Annotated in this window: 16 protein-coding genes and 1 pseudogene; 10 read left to right on the top strand and 7 right to left on the bottom strand. The window is 37.1% G+C overall.

Features of this window, described 5'->3' with window-relative positions:
• Nucleotides 1–5: 5 nt before the first annotated feature.
• The 4 genes and pseudogenes from C1642_RS11000 to C1642_RS11015 form a co-directional block, all read right to left on the bottom strand.
• Complete coding sequence (locus C1642_RS11000; protein WP_103236335.1) at nucleotides 6–770, bottom strand: LamB/YcsF family protein; 765 nt, start codon at nucleotides 768–770, stop codon at nucleotides 6–8.
• 34 nt (nucleotides 771–804) lie between these two features.
• Nucleotides 805–2058, bottom strand: coding sequence for an NRAMP family divalent metal transporter (locus C1642_RS11005; protein WP_103236336.1), 1254 nt, complete (start codon nucleotides 2056–2058; stop codon nucleotides 805–807).
• Between the two features lie 345 nt (nucleotides 2059–2403).
• A complete protein-coding gene (gene mumR / locus C1642_RS11010; RefSeq protein ID WP_001049897.1) occupies nucleotides 2404–3315 on the bottom strand; it encodes a LysR family transcriptional regulator MumR in 912 nt (303 codons plus the stop codon).
• 95 nt (nucleotides 3316–3410) lie between these two features.
• Nucleotides 3411–3908, bottom strand: a pseudogene (locus C1642_RS11015) (DUF4424 family protein); the annotation flags it as partial.
• 89 nt (nucleotides 3909–3997) lie between these two features.
• Here C1642_RS11015 and C1642_RS11020 point away from each other — a divergent pair.
• Nucleotides 3998–4312 (top strand): FAD-dependent monooxygenase, encoded by a 315-nt coding sequence (locus tag C1642_RS11020; protein WP_002011334.1) that lies wholly within the window; start codon nucleotides 3998–4000, stop codon nucleotides 4310–4312.
• 162 nt (nucleotides 4313–4474) lie between these two features.
• Nucleotides 4475–4690, top strand: coding sequence for a hypothetical protein (locus tag C1642_RS11025; RefSeq protein WP_228153835.1), 216 nt, complete (start codon nucleotides 4475–4477; stop codon nucleotides 4688–4690).
• A gap of 200 nt (nucleotides 4691–4890) precedes the next feature.
• On the opposite strand, the gene C1642_RS11030 is transcribed toward C1642_RS11025, so the two are convergent.
• Nucleotides 4891–5841, bottom strand: coding sequence for a 3-hydroxyacyl-CoA dehydrogenase NAD-binding domain-containing protein (locus tag C1642_RS11030; protein ID WP_103236338.1), 951 nt, complete (start codon nucleotides 5839–5841; stop codon nucleotides 4891–4893).
• 250 nt (nucleotides 5842–6091) lie between these two features.
• Here C1642_RS11030 and C1642_RS11035 point away from each other — a divergent pair, with 250 nt between their 5' ends.
• The 8 genes from C1642_RS11035 (at nucleotide 6092) to C1642_RS11070 (ending at nucleotide 13572) form a co-directional block, all read left to right on the top strand.
• Nucleotides 6092–6790, top strand: a complete 699-nt coding sequence (locus C1642_RS11035; protein ID WP_103236342.1) for a DUF1826 domain-containing protein — start codon at nucleotides 6092–6094, stop codon at nucleotides 6788–6790.
• 216 nt (nucleotides 6791–7006) lie between these two features.
• Nucleotides 7007–8035 carry a MerR family transcriptional regulator gene (locus tag C1642_RS11040; protein ID WP_103236339.1) on the top strand — a complete coding sequence of 343 codons (1029 nt, stop codon included), beginning with the start codon at nucleotides 7007–7009 and terminating at the stop codon, nucleotides 8033–8035.
• A gap of 339 nt (nucleotides 8036–8374) precedes the next feature.
• Entirely contained in the window at nucleotides 8375–8812 is a 438-nt protein-coding gene (locus C1642_RS11045; protein WP_000760391.1) for a DUF2147 domain-containing protein, read from the top strand.
• Nucleotides 8813–9148: 336 nt separating this feature from the next.
• A complete protein-coding gene (locus C1642_RS11050) occupies nucleotides 9149–10228 on the top strand; it encodes an ABC transporter substrate-binding protein (RefSeq protein ID WP_103236340.1) in 1080 nt (359 codons plus the stop codon).
• Nucleotides 10229–10237: 9 nt separating this feature from the next.
• Nucleotides 10238–11014, top strand: a complete 777-nt coding sequence (locus C1642_RS11055; protein WP_103236341.1) for an ABC transporter permease — start codon at nucleotides 10238–10240, stop codon at nucleotides 11012–11014.
• Nucleotides 11014–11805 carry an ABC transporter ATP-binding protein gene (locus C1642_RS11060; RefSeq protein WP_000193340.1) on the top strand — a complete coding sequence of 264 codons (792 nt, stop codon included), beginning with the start codon at nucleotides 11014–11016 and terminating at the stop codon, nucleotides 11803–11805. The genes C1642_RS11055 and C1642_RS11060 overlap by 1 nt, the downstream gene beginning before the upstream one ends.
• A 17-nt stretch (nucleotides 11806–11822) precedes the next feature.
• Nucleotides 11823–12845, top strand: coding sequence for a D-cysteine desulfhydrase (locus C1642_RS11065; RefSeq protein WP_000926997.1), 1023 nt, complete (start codon nucleotides 11823–11825; stop codon nucleotides 12843–12845).
• Nucleotide 12846: 1 nt separating this feature from the next.
• On the top strand, nucleotides 12847–13572 hold the full coding sequence (locus C1642_RS11070) for an aspartate/glutamate racemase family protein (protein WP_025466915.1): 726 nt from the start codon (nucleotides 12847–12849) through the stop codon (nucleotides 13570–13572).
• Between the two features lie 161 nt (nucleotides 13573–13733).
• Here C1642_RS11070 and C1642_RS11075 read toward each other — a convergent pair whose 3' ends face one another.
• Both C1642_RS11075 and C1642_RS11080 read right to left on the bottom strand, forming a co-directional pair.
• Nucleotides 13734–15038, bottom strand: coding sequence for an MFS transporter (locus C1642_RS11075; protein WP_078202305.1), 1305 nt, complete (start codon nucleotides 15036–15038; stop codon nucleotides 13734–13736).
• Between the two features lie 264 nt (nucleotides 15039–15302).
• Nucleotides 15303–15863 carry a TetR/AcrR family transcriptional regulator gene (locus C1642_RS11080; RefSeq protein WP_002070076.1) on the bottom strand — a complete coding sequence of 187 codons (561 nt, stop codon included), beginning with the start codon at nucleotides 15861–15863 and terminating at the stop codon, nucleotides 15303–15305.
• Nucleotides 15864–16303: the final 440 nt, after the last annotated feature.

A 16303-nucleotide genomic window follows, 5' to 3' on the forward strand; every position in this document is an offset into this window, starting at 1 on the left:
CTTCCTTATGCTTTATTTACAAACGGGCGGATTTCAATATTATTTTTTACAAGCTCGGCTTTAATGGCAGCCGACATTTCTAGTGCACCTTCGGTGTCACCATGTAGGCAAATCGTGTCAGCCTGAATTGGGGTAAATACACCATCAATTGACTCAACTCCACCATTTTTAAGCATAGACACTACACGGCTCGCAACAAATGCCGAGTCGTGTAAAACCGCACCTTCTAGACGGCGGGAAACTAATGAACCATCACTGTTATAGGCACGGTCTGCAAAAGCTTCTGATACAACTTTTAAACCAGCAGCTCGTGCTTGCTCGACTAAGTTTGAACCCGCCAAAGCCACTAAAACCAGTTCAGGGTTATACATTTTAATGGCATCAATCACTGCTGCTGCCTGAGCTTGGTCATGTGCAATGGTGTTATAGAGCGCGCCATGTGGTTTAACGTATTGCACTTTTGAGTTTGCCACTTTCGCTAAACCATCGAGCGCAGAAATTTGGTAAAGCACGTCGGCAATCAGTTCGTCACGTGACAAATCCATATTACGACGGCCAAATCCAACAAGGTCTGGGTAAGACACATGAGCACCGATGGTCACGCCAAGTTCAACCGCTTTACGAACTGTTTTTAAAATGCCGAGCGGATCACCAGCATGAAAACCACAAGCAATGTTCGCACTGGTCACGACAGGTAAAATCTGGTCATCGTTACCCATTTTCCATGAGCCAAAGCTTTCGCCCAAATCACTATTTAAATCTACAAACATGGCATTATTCCTTTATCAATTCATGTCGTCTGGCTTAAAGTTTGGTCAAATAATTAAATACTGTCGTAAATGACATATAGCCCATCCACCACGTTAACAGACATGTTAATCCACCTAAAATAAGCAACCACTTTGGATAGTTATAATTACCCATTAAATCTTTACGGCATGCAGCCACATACACAAAAATTGTAAGACCAATTGGCAACACCAATCCGTTAAAACCACCTACGAAAATGAGTAAGCCTGCCGGAGTTGCACCCAATAACACATAGAGCAATAACGCTAATGCGATAAAGGTAATGGTCGTATAGTTGATCTGTTTTGGTGTTAAGTTCTTTTTAAATGCAGTAAAGAATGAAACTGAGGTATATGCTGCGCCGATCGTGCTACTAATACCAGCTGCCCAGAAAATTAAACCAAATAATTTAAAACCAAATGTGCCTGCCGCATATTGGAATGCTTGGGCTGCCGGATTGGCATCGTGACTGGCTAAATCAATATGAGCACCGCTTACTACCACACCTAAAAAAGCCAAGAACAACACATAACGCATGATGCCGACTACAACAATGCCCTTGGTCGCAGCTTTGGCAACTTCATTAATATTTTCAGGTCCAACAGCGCCTTTATCGAGTAAGCGATGCGCACCTGCGTAACAGATATAACCACCAACTGTACCGCCAACAATGGTGGTAATAATGGCAAAGTCGATTTGGTCTGGAGCAAAGGTTTGCTGAACTGCTTGCCCAACAGGAGGCATTACAATGACGGCCACAATAATAATCAGTAAGATTTTAAGCAATCCCAACACGATCATGCTTTTATCCATGGCAAGCGTTGCTTTTTTAGAAGCAAAAATCAAAATGGCTAAGGCGCCACTTAAAATACCACCCCACTTTGTGTCTAGGCCAAAAAGTGCATTTAAACCTAAAGCCGCACCTGCAATGTTACCGACACTAAAGAAAAACCCACCCAATATCACCAGAAACGCCAGTAAATAACCACTACCCGGTAAGGCTTTATTGGCAATGTCTGATGCACGCATCTGGGTAAGTGTCACCACTCGCCAGATATTTTGTTGGACGACATAATCAATCAAAATAGAAATTAAAATTGCAAAGCCAAATGCAGCACCTAACTTAACTGTAAATACAGCAGTTTGGGTTAAAAATCCTGGCCCCATTGCAGAGGTCGCCATCATAAAAATTGAGGCAACAATGGCCCATTGGCGATCTGATAAAAAAGAAGATTTCAGTAAAGACATATTAATGCGTTCCTCATCCATTTGAGCTTAACAACGCTATTTTCAAATTGAATCAAGAACATCATTTTTTGTCCCAAACGATATTCTTTAATCCTTTTAAATGACAAAGATTCCCTGTTCCCCAATTAACATAATCGGTGATCAAATCTTGTGTTTAAAATAAAAACATAGCTAATCCCTACGAACAATAAGACTTTTTACAGAAATTTAAAATTTTAAACTTTTGATTTTTATAAACTTATCTTCAAAATAAAGAGTAGGATAAATTTTACTTATTGAAGTACATAAGCTGCTTTTATCGTTTTACCTACAAAACAGCTTTTTTTAATAAGAAAAAATAAGGATAAAAAGCATTCAAGAAATATCTTATTTTTTAATTTGTTCATTGAGTCTTTTCATGGCACTTTCTGAAACCTGAACCGCTACTTCAGTTAATTTTTCTTTCAAAGCAACGTCATTACCATGAATATAAATAGACGTGAAATGAAAGGTTTTTAAACGGATGGGCGTATTTAATATTTCCAATCGTCCGTCGGTAATTTCCTTTAATGCCGTTAAGGTCGGCACGACCGCAATACCCAAACCTTGCTCTGCTAGACGCAATAACGTCGCTAAAGAATAACTGGTAATAGAAAGTGGTTCATCAATCCCCTTTTCTTTCATTTTTGCCTTTAATTCTTTATAGGGATAGGTAATTTTTGGATAGGTTAAAATGGTATGCGACATTAAGGTTTTAAAAGACATTTGCCCAATTCCACCTTTAAAAGATGGCGCCGCCAAGAAACTCAGTTCAAAGTTACAAAGCGACTGCTCAATACATTCAAAAGCCAAAGTTGGCCCAAGCAAAAAGGCCATGTCCAAGTCGCCTGTACGTACCCCTTCTTGCAAGTTAGGGGTCAGATCTACCACAATTTCAACCGAAACTTTTGGGAATTCCTGTTGAACTTTTTCGATATATTCAACCAACCACGTATACACGATAGTCTCAGAAACGCCTAAACGTATGGTTCCGGTCAGGTGCTGATTTTCGGTAAGTTCTGCGACCAAATCAGTTTCTAAACGCATAAACTTTTCGGCATATTTAAATAAGGTCATGCCTTTATGGGTCAGTTTAAACTGCCGTAAGCTTCGGTCTAAAACTTTAAAACCTAATTCATTTTCAAGAGATGTGATTTTTTGAGATACCGCAGGCTGCGTGGTTTGTAATTTAGTTGCTGCCTTATTGAAGCTATTTAAAGTCACCACCCAGTAAAATGCTTCAAGATTCTTTAAATTCACGTTTCGTCCTGTCTTAAAAATTCCTTTACTTTTATAGTATGTAAGCTTTTAGCTGAGTTAGGCTACCCATTTATTCGTTTTTATTTGAATTTGGCTTATTTCACTCTCACAAAAATAATATCCAAATCTTTTTTAGGCACAAACTTGGTTTTGATCATTTGAAATTGAGTTGGGCTAATCTTTTTGACTGGTCCATCCCAACAAAATGACACTAATTCATTTTTATCTCGCTCAATAGTGAGCTTAAAATTTTCAATCGGCTTTGCCCAATTTGCACCCGTCGTCAAAATATAGCCCAAAGCACTAAACGGCGAATTTTCTGCACTGGCTTTTTTTAAGCCTTGCTTAAATTGTTTATCCATACAAAATTGCTGGTTATATTCATCTGGATAGAGAGCAACTGAACCGCCCACCAAGGGTTTATATTCATGGTGAATTTTAGTCAAACTATTAGCTTTGAAGGTTTGCTTCCAGCTATAAATGACTTGAGATGACCACGAGATTACATCATCTCTTAGAAATTGAGCTAAAATTTTCTGCATTTGTGGTTTATTGCATTGTCTTAACCTATCTAGATAAGATTCATAATTATAGAAAATAATGTTGTTTTATATATAATAAATTATTTTACATATAAAACTTTAGCTCTACCAAATTTAAGATCATTTGGTGAGATGAGATTATGGAAAGATTAAATTACGATACAGTTATTGGTGCAGACGGTATCCATTCGCCAGTTCGTACAGCCCTTTTTGGTGCAGAGTCACCTAGATTTACAGGAATTGTTTCTTTTAGATCTGTAGTATCTACAGAAAAAGTTAAACATATCCCAGAAATAGAAGCATTTATTAAATGGTGGGGTGATACTCCACAAAAACAAATTGTCACTTTCCCATTAAATCAACGTAAAGAAACTTTTATATTTGCAACAATCGGGCAAGAAAGTTGGACTGAGAAATCTTGGACTAGTGCGGGGGGATCTTCAAGAACTCCTTAATTTTTATAAAGATGCAAGGGCATTACTTCAAGCTTGTGAAACCACTTTCAAAAGTGCTCTATATGAACGAGATCCTTTATTAAAATGGTCTGTTGATAATGTCACATTATTAGGCGATGCCTGTCATCCAATGCTACCTTTTTTATGGCTCAAGGGGCAGGAATGGCTATCGAAGATGCAGTTATTTTAGTTCGAAGTTTATCTAATATATCTTCAAAGTTAGAAGCAAAAATTGCCTTACAAACTTATGAGAATTCTCGCAAGGAATGTACGGCAAAAATACAGATAGGTTCGAGAGGCAATCAATGGGTGAAAGCCCAAGAAAATGCTGACTGGGTTTACAGTTATGATGCATGGACTACAGAATTAATTACTTGAATATTTTTATAGCATAAGCATTTGGTTTTTATAAACTGCTCACTACTTTTTAAATGCTCAGATAGAAACTCCGACTTCATTTAAAAAACCGTCCTAGAGGGCGGTTGCTGAATATAAAATCAACAGCATATAGAAGTATAATGGATCAATACTTCTATACTTTTTTAGGTGACTTTTTATCGGTTTTCATAAAAACTGGCTTAATCCAACTCTAATTTTTGTCTCAATTTTAAAATATCGACCAATCCTTTATCCCTTTTCTGAGATAAATTGACATCTTTATAATGTGTTAAAAGTTCTTTAGTTTGTTCTTCTAGCAACTCAGTAGTTTCTTCAGAGTGCTGAAAATTTTGCATATCATTCCACCATTCGGTCATAGGCGGTCCTAAATGGTGAATTGCCTCTTTAAATCCCTTCTGATTGGCAAGTTCCATATTTATGTAGGGGCCAAATAAAGCCCATCTCAGCCCAGGCCCACTGGTGATTGCGATATCAACATCTTCTGCTGAACACACCCCTTCGTTAACCAGTGAAAATGCCTCTCGCCACAAAGCAGCTTGTAAACGATTTGCTACATGTCCTTTAACTTCTTTATTTAAAACAATCGGATGCTTACCCAAACTTTGATAAAACTCGGAAGCTTTCTTTAAAATTTGCGGATCTGTTAATTTTCCACCCACAATTTCAACCAAAGGTAACAGATGAGGTGGGTTAAATGGATGACCTAAAAAAATACGCTCGGGATGAGTTGCATCTTTTTGAAAGTCAGAAACTTTTAGACCTGAAGAACTTGAAGCAATTAGTGTTTTTTCAGGGCAATATGAAGTGATTTCTTGATATAAATTTTGCTTTAAATCTAACCGTTCCGGTGCATTTTCTTGAATAAAATCGACATCAATCACCGCATCTTTTAAGTTGTTATAAAGCTCTAAATTTAGAAAAATATCTTGTAAATGATGAATTGAATCTGTTTGCTGATCTAAAGCGAGCAAATCACTAAGATTTGCCTGTATTCTCTTTTTAAATAATTCTTCGTCTATTGGATAAGGGTCATATACCTTTACCTTAAAGCCTTTATATAAAAATAATGCTGTCCAGCTTGCACCAATGACACCGACACCAACCACACCGATTGTTTTAATTCCTTCCATATCTTCCTCGTGACCTTATTACTTCAAAACTTTTCTTATTCCTTGCATGACTATAAAAATAGTCGACTTCTTACCTTTTCTCAGTTATTCAAAGCCAATTTATAATAAGCACGCCTAACCAAAACTTCATACCATTATTGTACTTTTCTTGCATTACCTTCATTTTTTAAGCAAATTTTGGCTACTGCTTGCAGCCCTATAAGCACTAAGGGTGTATGATTGGCAAGATTTTGAGCCATTTAACTTTAATATGACAAATACATTTTCTGACCACAAGCAAGTTGAAGTGGTATCTACTTTTGCTGAACTTGTGAATACACATTTTCAGGGAAATAAGAATGCTATTTGTTGGTACAGAAATTTGGTGGGCGACTTTAAAGAAATTGTGGCTAAACTTGAGTTAAAAGAAAATATTACCGAAATTTCTACTGAAGACCTGTTAGCACTTGAGCTTTCAGAACAAGGTGATTTGGCTCGAGATATTATTTTAAAAGACATGCAGCTCTTAACTGATATGGGTGCATCACCTGTACTTAATTTACTTAAGCATTATGAACGTGATGAAGAGCTCAATTTTATTTCAACAGATGTCTATTCATTTCATGTTGATCGTTCCCCTATTGAAACCGACACATTCTTATGTACTTATCACGGCGCTGCTAGCGATATTGTGCCGAATGATCAGGTTGAACAAAAAGTTTTAATTCCTGAAATTAGAGAAAAGCTCAAAGCTTTACATGACGGCCCAGAAGCCGAATTTGAAAGCTTTTTAGCAGAGTATTTTTTTGATTTACATTATCAGCCTAAACCCGATGCACAATCTATAAATTTAGGTATTGGAAATATTTGGCGTTTAGCGGTAGATCATCCAACTCAAAAGGTTTTACCGTGTGTTCATAGAGCACCTGTTGAAAAAGATGGCGAGTATCGATTGCTGTTGATTTGTTAAATATATTGCCACTCCATGACTGAAATGACTTGAAGTCATTTTTATTCAAAAAAACTGGCTTACCTAATCTTGCTTAAGATACTCCAACAATGAATAAAATAAATTTGAAGAGTGAATAAAGAAAAAATAATGAAAAATTATGATTTAAAGTAGTTGACCCTTACGTAACGTAAGCCTCTAGCATAAAACACGCCTAAGGAATAAGGAGCTAAAAAGATGCTGTTAAAAGTTGGTGAATTGGCTAAGCAAACAGGACTTACTGTCCGTGCTCTTCATCACTATGACGATATCGGTTTGCTCCAGCCTTCGGTCCGTTCCGATGCTGGTTATCGACTATACACCCCTAAAGACATTGCTCGTTTGCATCAGATTCAAGCACTACGAGGACTGGGAATGTCGTTAGCCGAAATCCATACGGTTCTTGAAGACCCCAATCTTGCGCTTTTACCGATTATTGATCAGCAGATTCAAGCAATTGATCAAAGACTGGCAGAGCAGAAAAAATTGCGAAATCAGCTTGGACAATTGAAATCTCAGCTCATCAATGGTGAAGGACTTGATTTGGAGGATTGGCTAAATATGCTGGAGCTTATAGCAATGTACGAGAAATACTTTACGCAAGAAGAACTTGAAAAGCTTACATTTTTACAATCAGGTACTAAAAGCCACCAAGAATGGCAAGAGTTAACTCAAGCAGCAAATGCACTATTTAATGCTGGAGAATCATCTAGCAGTGAAACCGCTCAAAAGCTCGCCCATAAGTGGATGAAAACACTTGAGCAGAATACGCGCACCAATCCAGAATGGCTTGTTAAATTAAATAACATCAATTCAGCAGAACCTGAATTTCAGGAAAAATTAGGAGTAATGCCTGAAGTTGTTGAGTTTTTACTTAAGGCCTTTTCAGAGAGTAAGCTGAGTATTTTTGCTCGTTATTTATCTGATAATGAGTTTGCTTTTTTAAAGGAAAATTATGTTCGCAAAATGAAAAAATGGCCTCAACTATTAGTCGATATTGAGAAATTGATTGACGCTGAGGTTAAACCGAATAGTGAAGGAGCAAAGCGTTTGGCACAGCAATGGCTCTCTATGCTACAAGGTTATACTGGCCAAAATCCAAGTACTCAAGAAAAGATCCGTACAGCAATGCAAAATGAACCAAGCCTTGCTGACGGTACTTGGCTCAAACCAGTTACCCTACACTTTCTAGAAAAAGCAGTAGCAGCACTAATGCGTGGTGCTTAGTTCTATCTATCAATTTAAATGGCTCTTTTTTTCAGGAAGAGCCATTTACCCGTAAATATGATTAAAGTAAAGAAACAGTTTCAGGATTTTTTGTCATAAAACTGAATATTGCAGACTGTGATTCAATACTAACTAAATGACTTTGAAATTCTTTTTATAATTCTGTCCATTCTCGCAATTGCATAAGTAATGTATTCAAAATAATATTCAGACAAATAGATTATAACTTTACATATTGTTTAGCTTATAGATCAATACTAAGAAGACTGTGAAGTTAAATTTAAAATGAATCATTTTGGCAGTTAAAGCCATCCATATTTAATTAGAGAAACATTTGATATGAAAAAATATTTATTATTAATTTTATTCAGCTTTTATTCGGTTCATTCATTTGCTTCGGACAAACTACATGGCAGTGTTTGGAAAACTATTGATGATGCCACCAATCAACCGAGAGCGCTAGTAAGATTTAGCCAAGACAAAAATGGAGTTCTATCCGCAAATATTGAAAAAATCCTTGTTCCAAGCGAAGCCAATAAATGTACGATGTGTGAAGGGACTTATAAAAATAAATCTTTAATTGGTTTAACCATTGTCAAAAATTTAAAAAACGTAGGTCAAAATAAATATGACAAAGGATCTATTCTCGACCCACAGTCAGACAAAACTTATCGTTTTAGTGTAACAGTATCACCAGATGGGGAAAAACTTACCGCTCGCGGCTACATTGGTATTTCTGCAATTGGCCGAAACCAAACATGGTATCGAGTTAAATAAGCTTTAATCGCTTTAAAGTGCTGTTTATAAAATTGCATGGTTTTTTTGAAGTCATCATTTTCCTCAAAAGCCATGTAATTTTTTAAATATCCTTAAGTTAATTAATAACTTTAATTATGTACTCAACCTATAAATAAGTAATTTTAAAAAGCTCTATTTTTTTTCATGCCCCAATTTCAACTCAAAAGATAACTACCAATTTTAAGTGATAAATAATTCTTTTTTATTCATAAACATAAACTCATCTTTGCATATATCCATTCCATTTTTTCATATTTTTATTAATCATAAATTTTCACTAAGATCGAATAAATTTCGAAAACTACTGGAAATATAATGTTGTTTGGAACACATTTTCACTTAAAAAATGCTGTCTTATCAGTAGGGGTTCTCAGCTTTGCACTTTTAACTGGTTGTGGAAATAATTCACAGCAGAATAATGAAACTAAGGCAGAAGCTTCTCAAACTGCGCCTGCTGCTGAACTACCGAAAGAAGTACGTTTTGCTTGGGGTGGCGGTCCCCGAGTTTGGGTTCTTGGTAAAGCTGATGGAGATTTTGAAAAAGCTTTAGGTACAAAAATTAAGTGGGTTGAATTTGCTTCGGGTGCAGATGTAATTAATTACTTCGCCGCAAATGAAATTGACATTGCACGTTTTGGCTCAAGCCCAGCTGTTGCAGGTATTACTCGCGGATTACCCATTGAAATCATTGGTTTGGAAGGTCTAATTTCTAGTGCAGAACGTTTAATTGTTCGTCCTGATATTAAAAACCTGCAAGACATAGTTGGTAAAAAAGTTGCCTTCCCTGCCAACTCCACTGCACAATATGCTTTAGAACAAGCCCTTGCATTAAATAAAATTGATAAATCAAAAATCAAATTAATTCCACTTAAGCCTGCTGAAATTGTTTCTGCATGGACACGTGGTGATATTGATGCAGCCTATGTTTGGGGACCATTTACTCAACAGCTAGAGAAAGAAGGCGGTAAAGAAATTTATCGTACAACAACGCTGAATGAAAAAGGTATTTTGGTTTATAACAACTTCGCTGTCCGTAAAGAGTTTGCAGAAAAACACCCTGACCTTGTTATTAAATTTTTGAAAGCTTACCAAGATCAAGTTGATGAATATAAACGTGATCCTAAAGCTGCTTCTGAAAAAATCTCTAAATACTTAAGTCTTCCCTATGACCAAGTCGAAACTACACTTGCTGGTATCGAATATATTCCCCTAAAAGATCAAGCCTCTGAAAAATATTTAGGTGCGACATCAAATGATGAAAACTCAGGCTTGGCTAAAGCCACCCAAGATATTGCTAAATTTTTAGTCAGTATTGGCGAGCTAAAACAATCTGATGTTCCAAAGAGTTATGCGCCTAATATCGACAGTAAATACCTTATTGAAGCGACAAAATAAGGTTATGAGATGATTCAGTTGAACCCGTTTAAAGTAAAAGTGATTAGTACATTATCGCTAATCACTTTTGTGATTATTTGGCAGCTTGTGTGTACATATAAACTTGTCTCACCAATTTTGTTGCCCTCTCCTCTACAAATTTTAGATACAGTTTTAGATTTATTTAAAAACGGTTACCGAGATGCTCCTTTTTATCAACACATTTTAGTCAGCACGGCGCGTGCCTTCTTTGCATTCTTCGTTGCAATCGTTATTGGTGTGCCTTTGGGATTATTAATGGGCCGTAGTCCTGTACTTAATGCCGTTTTAGATCCATTTGTACAATTCTTACGCCCTGTTCCCAAAATTGCCTTAATCCCCTTAGTTGTAGTGTGGCTAGGGATTGGCGAGGAATCTAAATTTTTCCTTATTTTTATTGCAACTTTTCTTAGCGTCATTGTGGGTGCAACCGCAGCAAGCCAAAACGTTCCATATGGTTTGATTCAAGCAGCACAAACGATGGGCTTAGGAAAAACAGCAATCTTATTCCGTGTCATTTTACCCTCTTCACTTCCTGAAATTTTCACTATTCGTTTATCTATTGGTATCGGCTGGACATCATTAATTGCAGCAGAAATGGTTGCAGCGACTTCTGGTTTAGGGTGGATGATTATTAATGCAGGTTCTTATTTACGTACAGATGTTGTCATTGTCGGGATTATTTTACTTGGAACAATTGGCTTTATTTTAGATTGGCTCATTGTGAAAGCACAGCAAAAATGGGCCCCTTGGACAGGAAAAGCATAATGACTCAACCATTTATTGAGCTAAATAATGTTCAGAAAATATTTAAACAGAACAAAACGGAAAATACGGTCTTAGAAGATATTAATCTGAAAATTCCTGAAGGTCAGTTTGTTTGCTTACTTGGGCCTTCTGGCTGTGGTAAATCAACTATTTTGAACTTACTTGCTGGTTTTGAAAAACCAACTTCAGGTGACATTTATGTAGATGGTCAAACCATCTCAGCTCCGGGCATTGACCGAGCTGTTGTATTCCAACAGGCTCAGTTATTTCCTTGGCTCACAGTAAAAGAAAATATTCAATTTCCACTTAAGCAATCAAAAGCTGAGCCTAAATATATTACCGAGCAAACTGAATATTATTTAGAAAAAACGGGTTTAAAGAAGTTTGAAAACCATCGCATTTGGCAAATCTCAGGCGGTATGAAGCAACGTGTTGCGCTTGCCCGTGCTTGGGTTATGAAGCCAAAGATTTTATTGATGGACGAACCTTTCGGAGCTTTAGATGCCCAAACACGTATTTTGATGCAGGAAACACTGACTCAGCTTTGGCAAGACAATAAAACTACCGTTTTATTTGTTACTCACGATATTGATGAATCTCTACTTTTAGCAGATCGCATTATCTTAATGGCAGGTCACCCTGGCCGCATCGCCGAAGATATTCAAGTAAATTTACCTCGTGACCGCACCATTGAAAATATTGCGCCACAGCAGGAATTTATTGAAACCAAAAAACATATTTTAGAAATTATGCGTAAAGAAGTAAGTCGCATGATTGATTACATACACTAAAATTTTAGGACATTATTATGTTATTAAGTCATTTGCCGCGCGTTCAACTGGTTCATGCGCCTACTCCTCTAGAGTTTTTACCTAACTTAACTAAAGCGTTAAATGGTCCGCAGATTTACATCAAACGAGACGATGCTACAGGGTTAGCTACAGGTGGCAATAAAACCCGAAAATTAGAATTTTTAATTGGTGATGCACTTGCAAAAGGTGCCACACATGTACTCACTCAAGGTGCAACTCAATCTAACCATGTTCGCCAAACGATTGCAGCAGCCAATAAATTTGGCCTAAAGGCATCTGTTTTACTCGAACAACGCGTTAGTGATGGTACAGAGGAATATTACAATAACGGCAACTTATTACTCGATGAGATTTTAGGCGCAACATCAATTGAGGTTGTTCCGGGTGGCACAGACATGGCGGCGGCTTTAGAAGCCAAAGCAAAAGAATTAGAACTACAAGGTGAGCGTCCGTACATTATCCCGGGCGGTGGCTCAAACGCTATTGGTGCTTTAGGTTATGTCTCAACAGCAATTGAATTAATTAACCAACTTAACCAGATTCAACTCGCACCAACTTATCTTGTACATGCAACAGGTAGTACGGGTACTCAAGCTGGCCTTTTAGCAGGTATTGCGGCAACTCACTCAAACTTACCAGTCTTGGGTATTAGTGTTCGTGCTGAAAAATCTAAACAAGAAGAAAATGTTTATAAACTTACTCGCGCAACATTAGAACATCTTGGTTTAAACGCAGATCTTATTGCTCGTGAAAAAGTGATTGCAAATAGTGACTATGTTGGCGATGGCTACGGTATTCCAACTGATAGCATGGTTGAAGCAGTTGAACTTCTGGCTCGAACTGAAGGTATTTTGCTTGACCCTGTTTACTCAGGTAAAGGTTTTGCGGGCTTAGTTGATCTCATTCGTCAGGGCCATTTCACTAAAGATGACAAAGTGATTTTCCTTCATACAGGCGGTGCCGTAGGCTTATTCGGTTATCGTAAAACCTTCTCTAGCAAAGATGCATACCGTTTATAAGATGACAGAATTTTCACAACTCCCCACTCTTGGAATTTTGGGTGGCATGGGACCGGGCGCTGCTGTTGATTTTCAACAGCGTCTGCTCGATACAAGCCCTGCCACTAAAGATCAGGAACATATTCCAACAATCGTTTGGAATCACGGCGGTATTCCTGACCGACAACTTGCACTTAAAAACCTAGGTGAAAGTCCTTTAAATGCCATGTTACATGGACTAAAAATTTTAGAGCGTAGCGGTGTTTCTAAAATCGCAATTCCGTGTAATACCGCACACTTTTGGCATTCTGACTTACAGCAACACACCCATATTCAAATCTTAAATATGGTTGAAATTACGGTGCAACAGATTTTAAAGAATTATCAATCTGGTGATAAAGTCGGAATATTGGCAACCAAAGGTGCCCTTTCTACTCAGTTGTATCAAATTGAGTTAAGCAAACATAGCATCCCTTTTATTATTAATTCAGATGAAGAAATTGAACAGGAATTTATGCCCGCTGTTTATGCTGTAAAACGCAACGAAACGGCAAAAGCGGGTATCGTTTTTCAAGAGTTAAGCCAAAGACTCATAGATAAAGGTGCGGGTTCGATTATTTTAGCCTGTACAGAAATTCCCATTGGGTTACATGCAATCCAGTCTCCAATTTTAGATGTGAGCTTTGATACCACACAAATTTTGGCAGATGCTTGTGTAAATTGGTTTTATCGAGATACACAGCTCTAAAATGATGTTCTTCAAATCTAAAAGCTAAATAATTGGCCGAAACCAAACATGGTATCGAGTTAAATAATCAATGAGTAGCTTGTGACCAACTCTCTTTAGCTACTCACCGATCATAATTACGGTCTATATGTGCACTATGTAAATTCTGTATGTAGACCGTATTATGACCGATACTTGGCCTGAATCATCAGCATGATAATGACGAATAGCGAAGGTATGGCAGCAATCACAAATAAATGGGTAATGACCAGAAATTGAGAGAGATAACCGCCAAATAACGGCCCAATGACAGAACCCAAACGAGCAATTCCAATACTCCAGCCCACCCCTGTAGTACGAAGTGAAACTGGGTAATAACTGGCCGACAAAGCATTAATGGCAGGTTGCCCACCAACAATGGCAAAGCCGGCAATAAAAATGATAATAAACAATAAAACGATATGACTAACAGAATAGCCAATTAAAGCAACACTAATTACTGCAACCAAAAAAACAGGAATTAATACTTTATAAAATCCTGTCTTATCAATTTTAAGACCCATCACCACACTACCAATCGTACCGCCTAATTGTAGAGTGGAGCCGATCAACAATGCCTGATTTAATGAAAGCCCGGACTCTTTGGCCAAAGTCGGTAGCCAATTTGCCAGAAAATATAAACTGATCATATTTAAAATACTGATGATCCAGATGGAATAGGTAAAAAACGCACGCTGATTTTTAAATAACTCAAGCGGTGACTTTTTAACCTGAACCTCAGTATTATTGATGATTTTTATCTCTGCATTGAATGTTAATGCTGGATAAAACTTCTTTAACCAAAACAAAATTTTGGAGCTATTTTTGCTATTTTCACTTAAAAAATATAAAGATTCTGGCAACTTAAAGAATGTGATAAAGAAAATAATTAAAGGGATAATACCGCCAAAATAAAAAATCGCCTGCCATCCTCCCCAAGGAACTAGTAAGGCTGATATTCCGCCCCCCAACATTGCCCCTACCGTATAGCCACAAGAAATGACCATCATGGTAAAAATACGAGATTGATATGGAACAATTTCGGAGCTATAAGCCATCACATTTGGCATGATACCGCCTAAAAAAATTCCTGTAACAAAGCGGATTACGGTCAATTGCTCAATATTGCCTACATGTGGTGTTAACAGCATCAATATGGAGAATATAAAGGTCGAGATCAGTAGTATCGGACGGCGACCAAAACGATCAGAAAGTGAACTTAATAAAAATGATCCAACAAACAAACCAAACAAGCTTGCACTAAACACCACTCCCAACATGGATTTTTGAACACCCCATTCTTCTATAATCAGTGGGGCTGCGTAAGCCATGGACTGAATGTCATACCCATCCATAATCATTAGTAATAAGCAGGTAACCAAAATAAACTTTTGATAAGGTCCAACTTTCTGCTGATTGATCAAATCACTTAATACAATTTCTTTCATGGTATTCCTTTCTCCATGACTCGCTTTAAATTAATTCCATTTTAATTATGATATACGTAATCTATTTACGATTAGCGTAAAAATAAAATAGCAATATTATCGCCACAAAGTCAAAAATATTAATTTTTATAATATAAACATTATGTTACATCTAATTATTTGATCTAACCTGAGTAATGAGCTCACATCATTGCAGGGTGTATATGGTCTGCTCATCTAATAAAAATCAAGCAAACCATACATCCTTTTATTTAAATAACTCATTTACCTCAAACAAGTTGGCTTAAAAAAATACTCCACCACCACATCCCTTTCATCCAAACTCTTTGTACTCAAAAACCCGAACATCAAGCCATCTATTAAGTTTAAAACCATGTTGGCATCGGGTTTTAAGGCACGTGTTTCTAAGCTAAAAATCAGTTCAAAAATTTCACGAGTCAGCCATTTTCTATACTCAATTGCCATACGGTAAGCCTGCTGGTAAGCCACTTTAATTTCAAACAAAGCTTTAAGTAGCAAGTGATACAGACTGTTAGAGTTAACATGTAAAACTACTATTTCCTTGAGCTTATCGGTTGGCGTGCAATAACGGCTTGAATAGATAATCGCAAGCACTTCTTCTTTAAGTAGACTTTTTTGGAAAGCTATACACATTTCAATAAGTCGTTCTTTTGAGTGAAAATAGTTATACAAGGTGGCTTTCGGTATTTCTGATTCTTTGACAATCAGGTCTACGCCTGTTGTATGGAATCCATGTGTGGTAAACAAACGAATAGCGGTACGAATAATGTGTAATTTTTTGGAAGAGGTTTCTAAATTTGGCATAGTTTTACCGTTATAAATTCTTGTTGTATGTACAGAGATAGAAATGCCGTCACTCTTAAAATGAGTGCTAAATACAGGCATGCAAAAGCCGCACAAGTGGTGTGCTCGCCTATCTCGAGTTTTGTTGTTGATATGATTTTTTAGTCGTGACGATTCTTAAGGTGTAGAAAACCTAGAGCCGTTTTAAAGACTGTTCCGGCGGTATAAATAAAGAGAATTTGGCAAAAGCCAATAAATAAGAAATAGTACGCATGTGCGAACTCCTTTGGGTAAGAAAGAAGTTTCGCCACATCACTGCTAAATGATTATGGTGGCGAAACGAAAAGGGGTTAGCAGACTGATTTACCCAAAAATCAGCACATCCGAAGATGTCCCCCTCCCGTTCTGAACTGCACCCCATAAGTTAGACTTTTTAAACTTATGAGGTGTGCCCTATGCCA

The organism is Acinetobacter sp. AKBS16 (assembly GCF_002899995.1).
Lineage (GTDB): Bacteria > Pseudomonadota > Gammaproteobacteria > Pseudomonadales > Moraxellaceae > Acinetobacter > Acinetobacter baumannii.

Excerpts from the sequence above, each read along its gene's own strand:
- C1642_RS11065 (WP_000926997.1), top strand. The coding sequence starts at position 11,823 with ATGTTATTAAGTCATTTGCCGCGCGTTCAACTGGTTCATGCGCCTACT.
- C1642_RS11050 (WP_103236340.1), top strand. The coding sequence starts at position 9,149 with ATGTTGTTTGGAACACATTTTCACTTAAAAAATGCTGTCTTATCAGTA.
- C1642_RS11030 (WP_103236338.1), bottom strand. The coding sequence starts at position 5,841 with ATGGAAGGAATTAAAACAATCGGTGTGGTTGGTGTCGGTGTCATTGGT.
- C1642_RS11080 (WP_002070076.1), bottom strand. The coding sequence starts at position 15,863 with ATGCCAAATTTAGAAACCTCTTCCAAAAAATTACACATTATTCGTACC.
- C1642_RS11055 (WP_103236341.1), top strand. The coding sequence starts at position 10,238 with ATGATTCAGTTGAACCCGTTTAAAGTAAAAGTGATTAGTACATTATCG.
- C1642_RS11025 (WP_228153835.1), top strand. The coding sequence starts at position 4,475 with ATGGCTATCGAAGATGCAGTTATTTTAGTTCGAAGTTTATCTAATATA.
- C1642_RS11060 (WP_000193340.1), top strand. The coding sequence starts at position 11,014 with ATGACTCAACCATTTATTGAGCTAAATAATGTTCAGAAAATATTTAAA.
- C1642_RS11000 (WP_103236335.1), bottom strand. The coding sequence starts at position 770 with ATGTTTGTAGATTTAAATAGTGATTTGGGCGAAAGCTTTGGCTCATGG.
- C1642_RS11005 (WP_103236336.1), bottom strand. The coding sequence starts at position 2,058 with ATGGATGAGGAACGCATTAATATGTCTTTACTGAAATCTTCTTTTTTA.
- C1642_RS11045 (WP_000760391.1), top strand. The coding sequence starts at position 8,375 with ATGAAAAAATATTTATTATTAATTTTATTCAGCTTTTATTCGGTTCAT.
- C1642_RS11035 (WP_103236342.1), top strand. The coding sequence starts at position 6,092 with ATGACAAATACATTTTCTGACCACAAGCAAGTTGAAGTGGTATCTACT.
- C1642_RS11075 (WP_078202305.1), bottom strand. The coding sequence starts at position 15,038 with ATGAAAGAAATTGTATTAAGTGATTTGATCAATCAGCAGAAAGTTGGA.
- C1642_RS11070 (WP_025466915.1), top strand. The coding sequence starts at position 12,847 with ATGACAGAATTTTCACAACTCCCCACTCTTGGAATTTTGGGTGGCATG.
- C1642_RS11020 (WP_002011334.1), top strand. The coding sequence starts at position 3,998 with ATGGAAAGATTAAATTACGATACAGTTATTGGTGCAGACGGTATCCAT.
- C1642_RS11040 (WP_103236339.1), top strand. The coding sequence starts at position 7,007 with ATGCTGTTAAAAGTTGGTGAATTGGCTAAGCAAACAGGACTTACTGTC.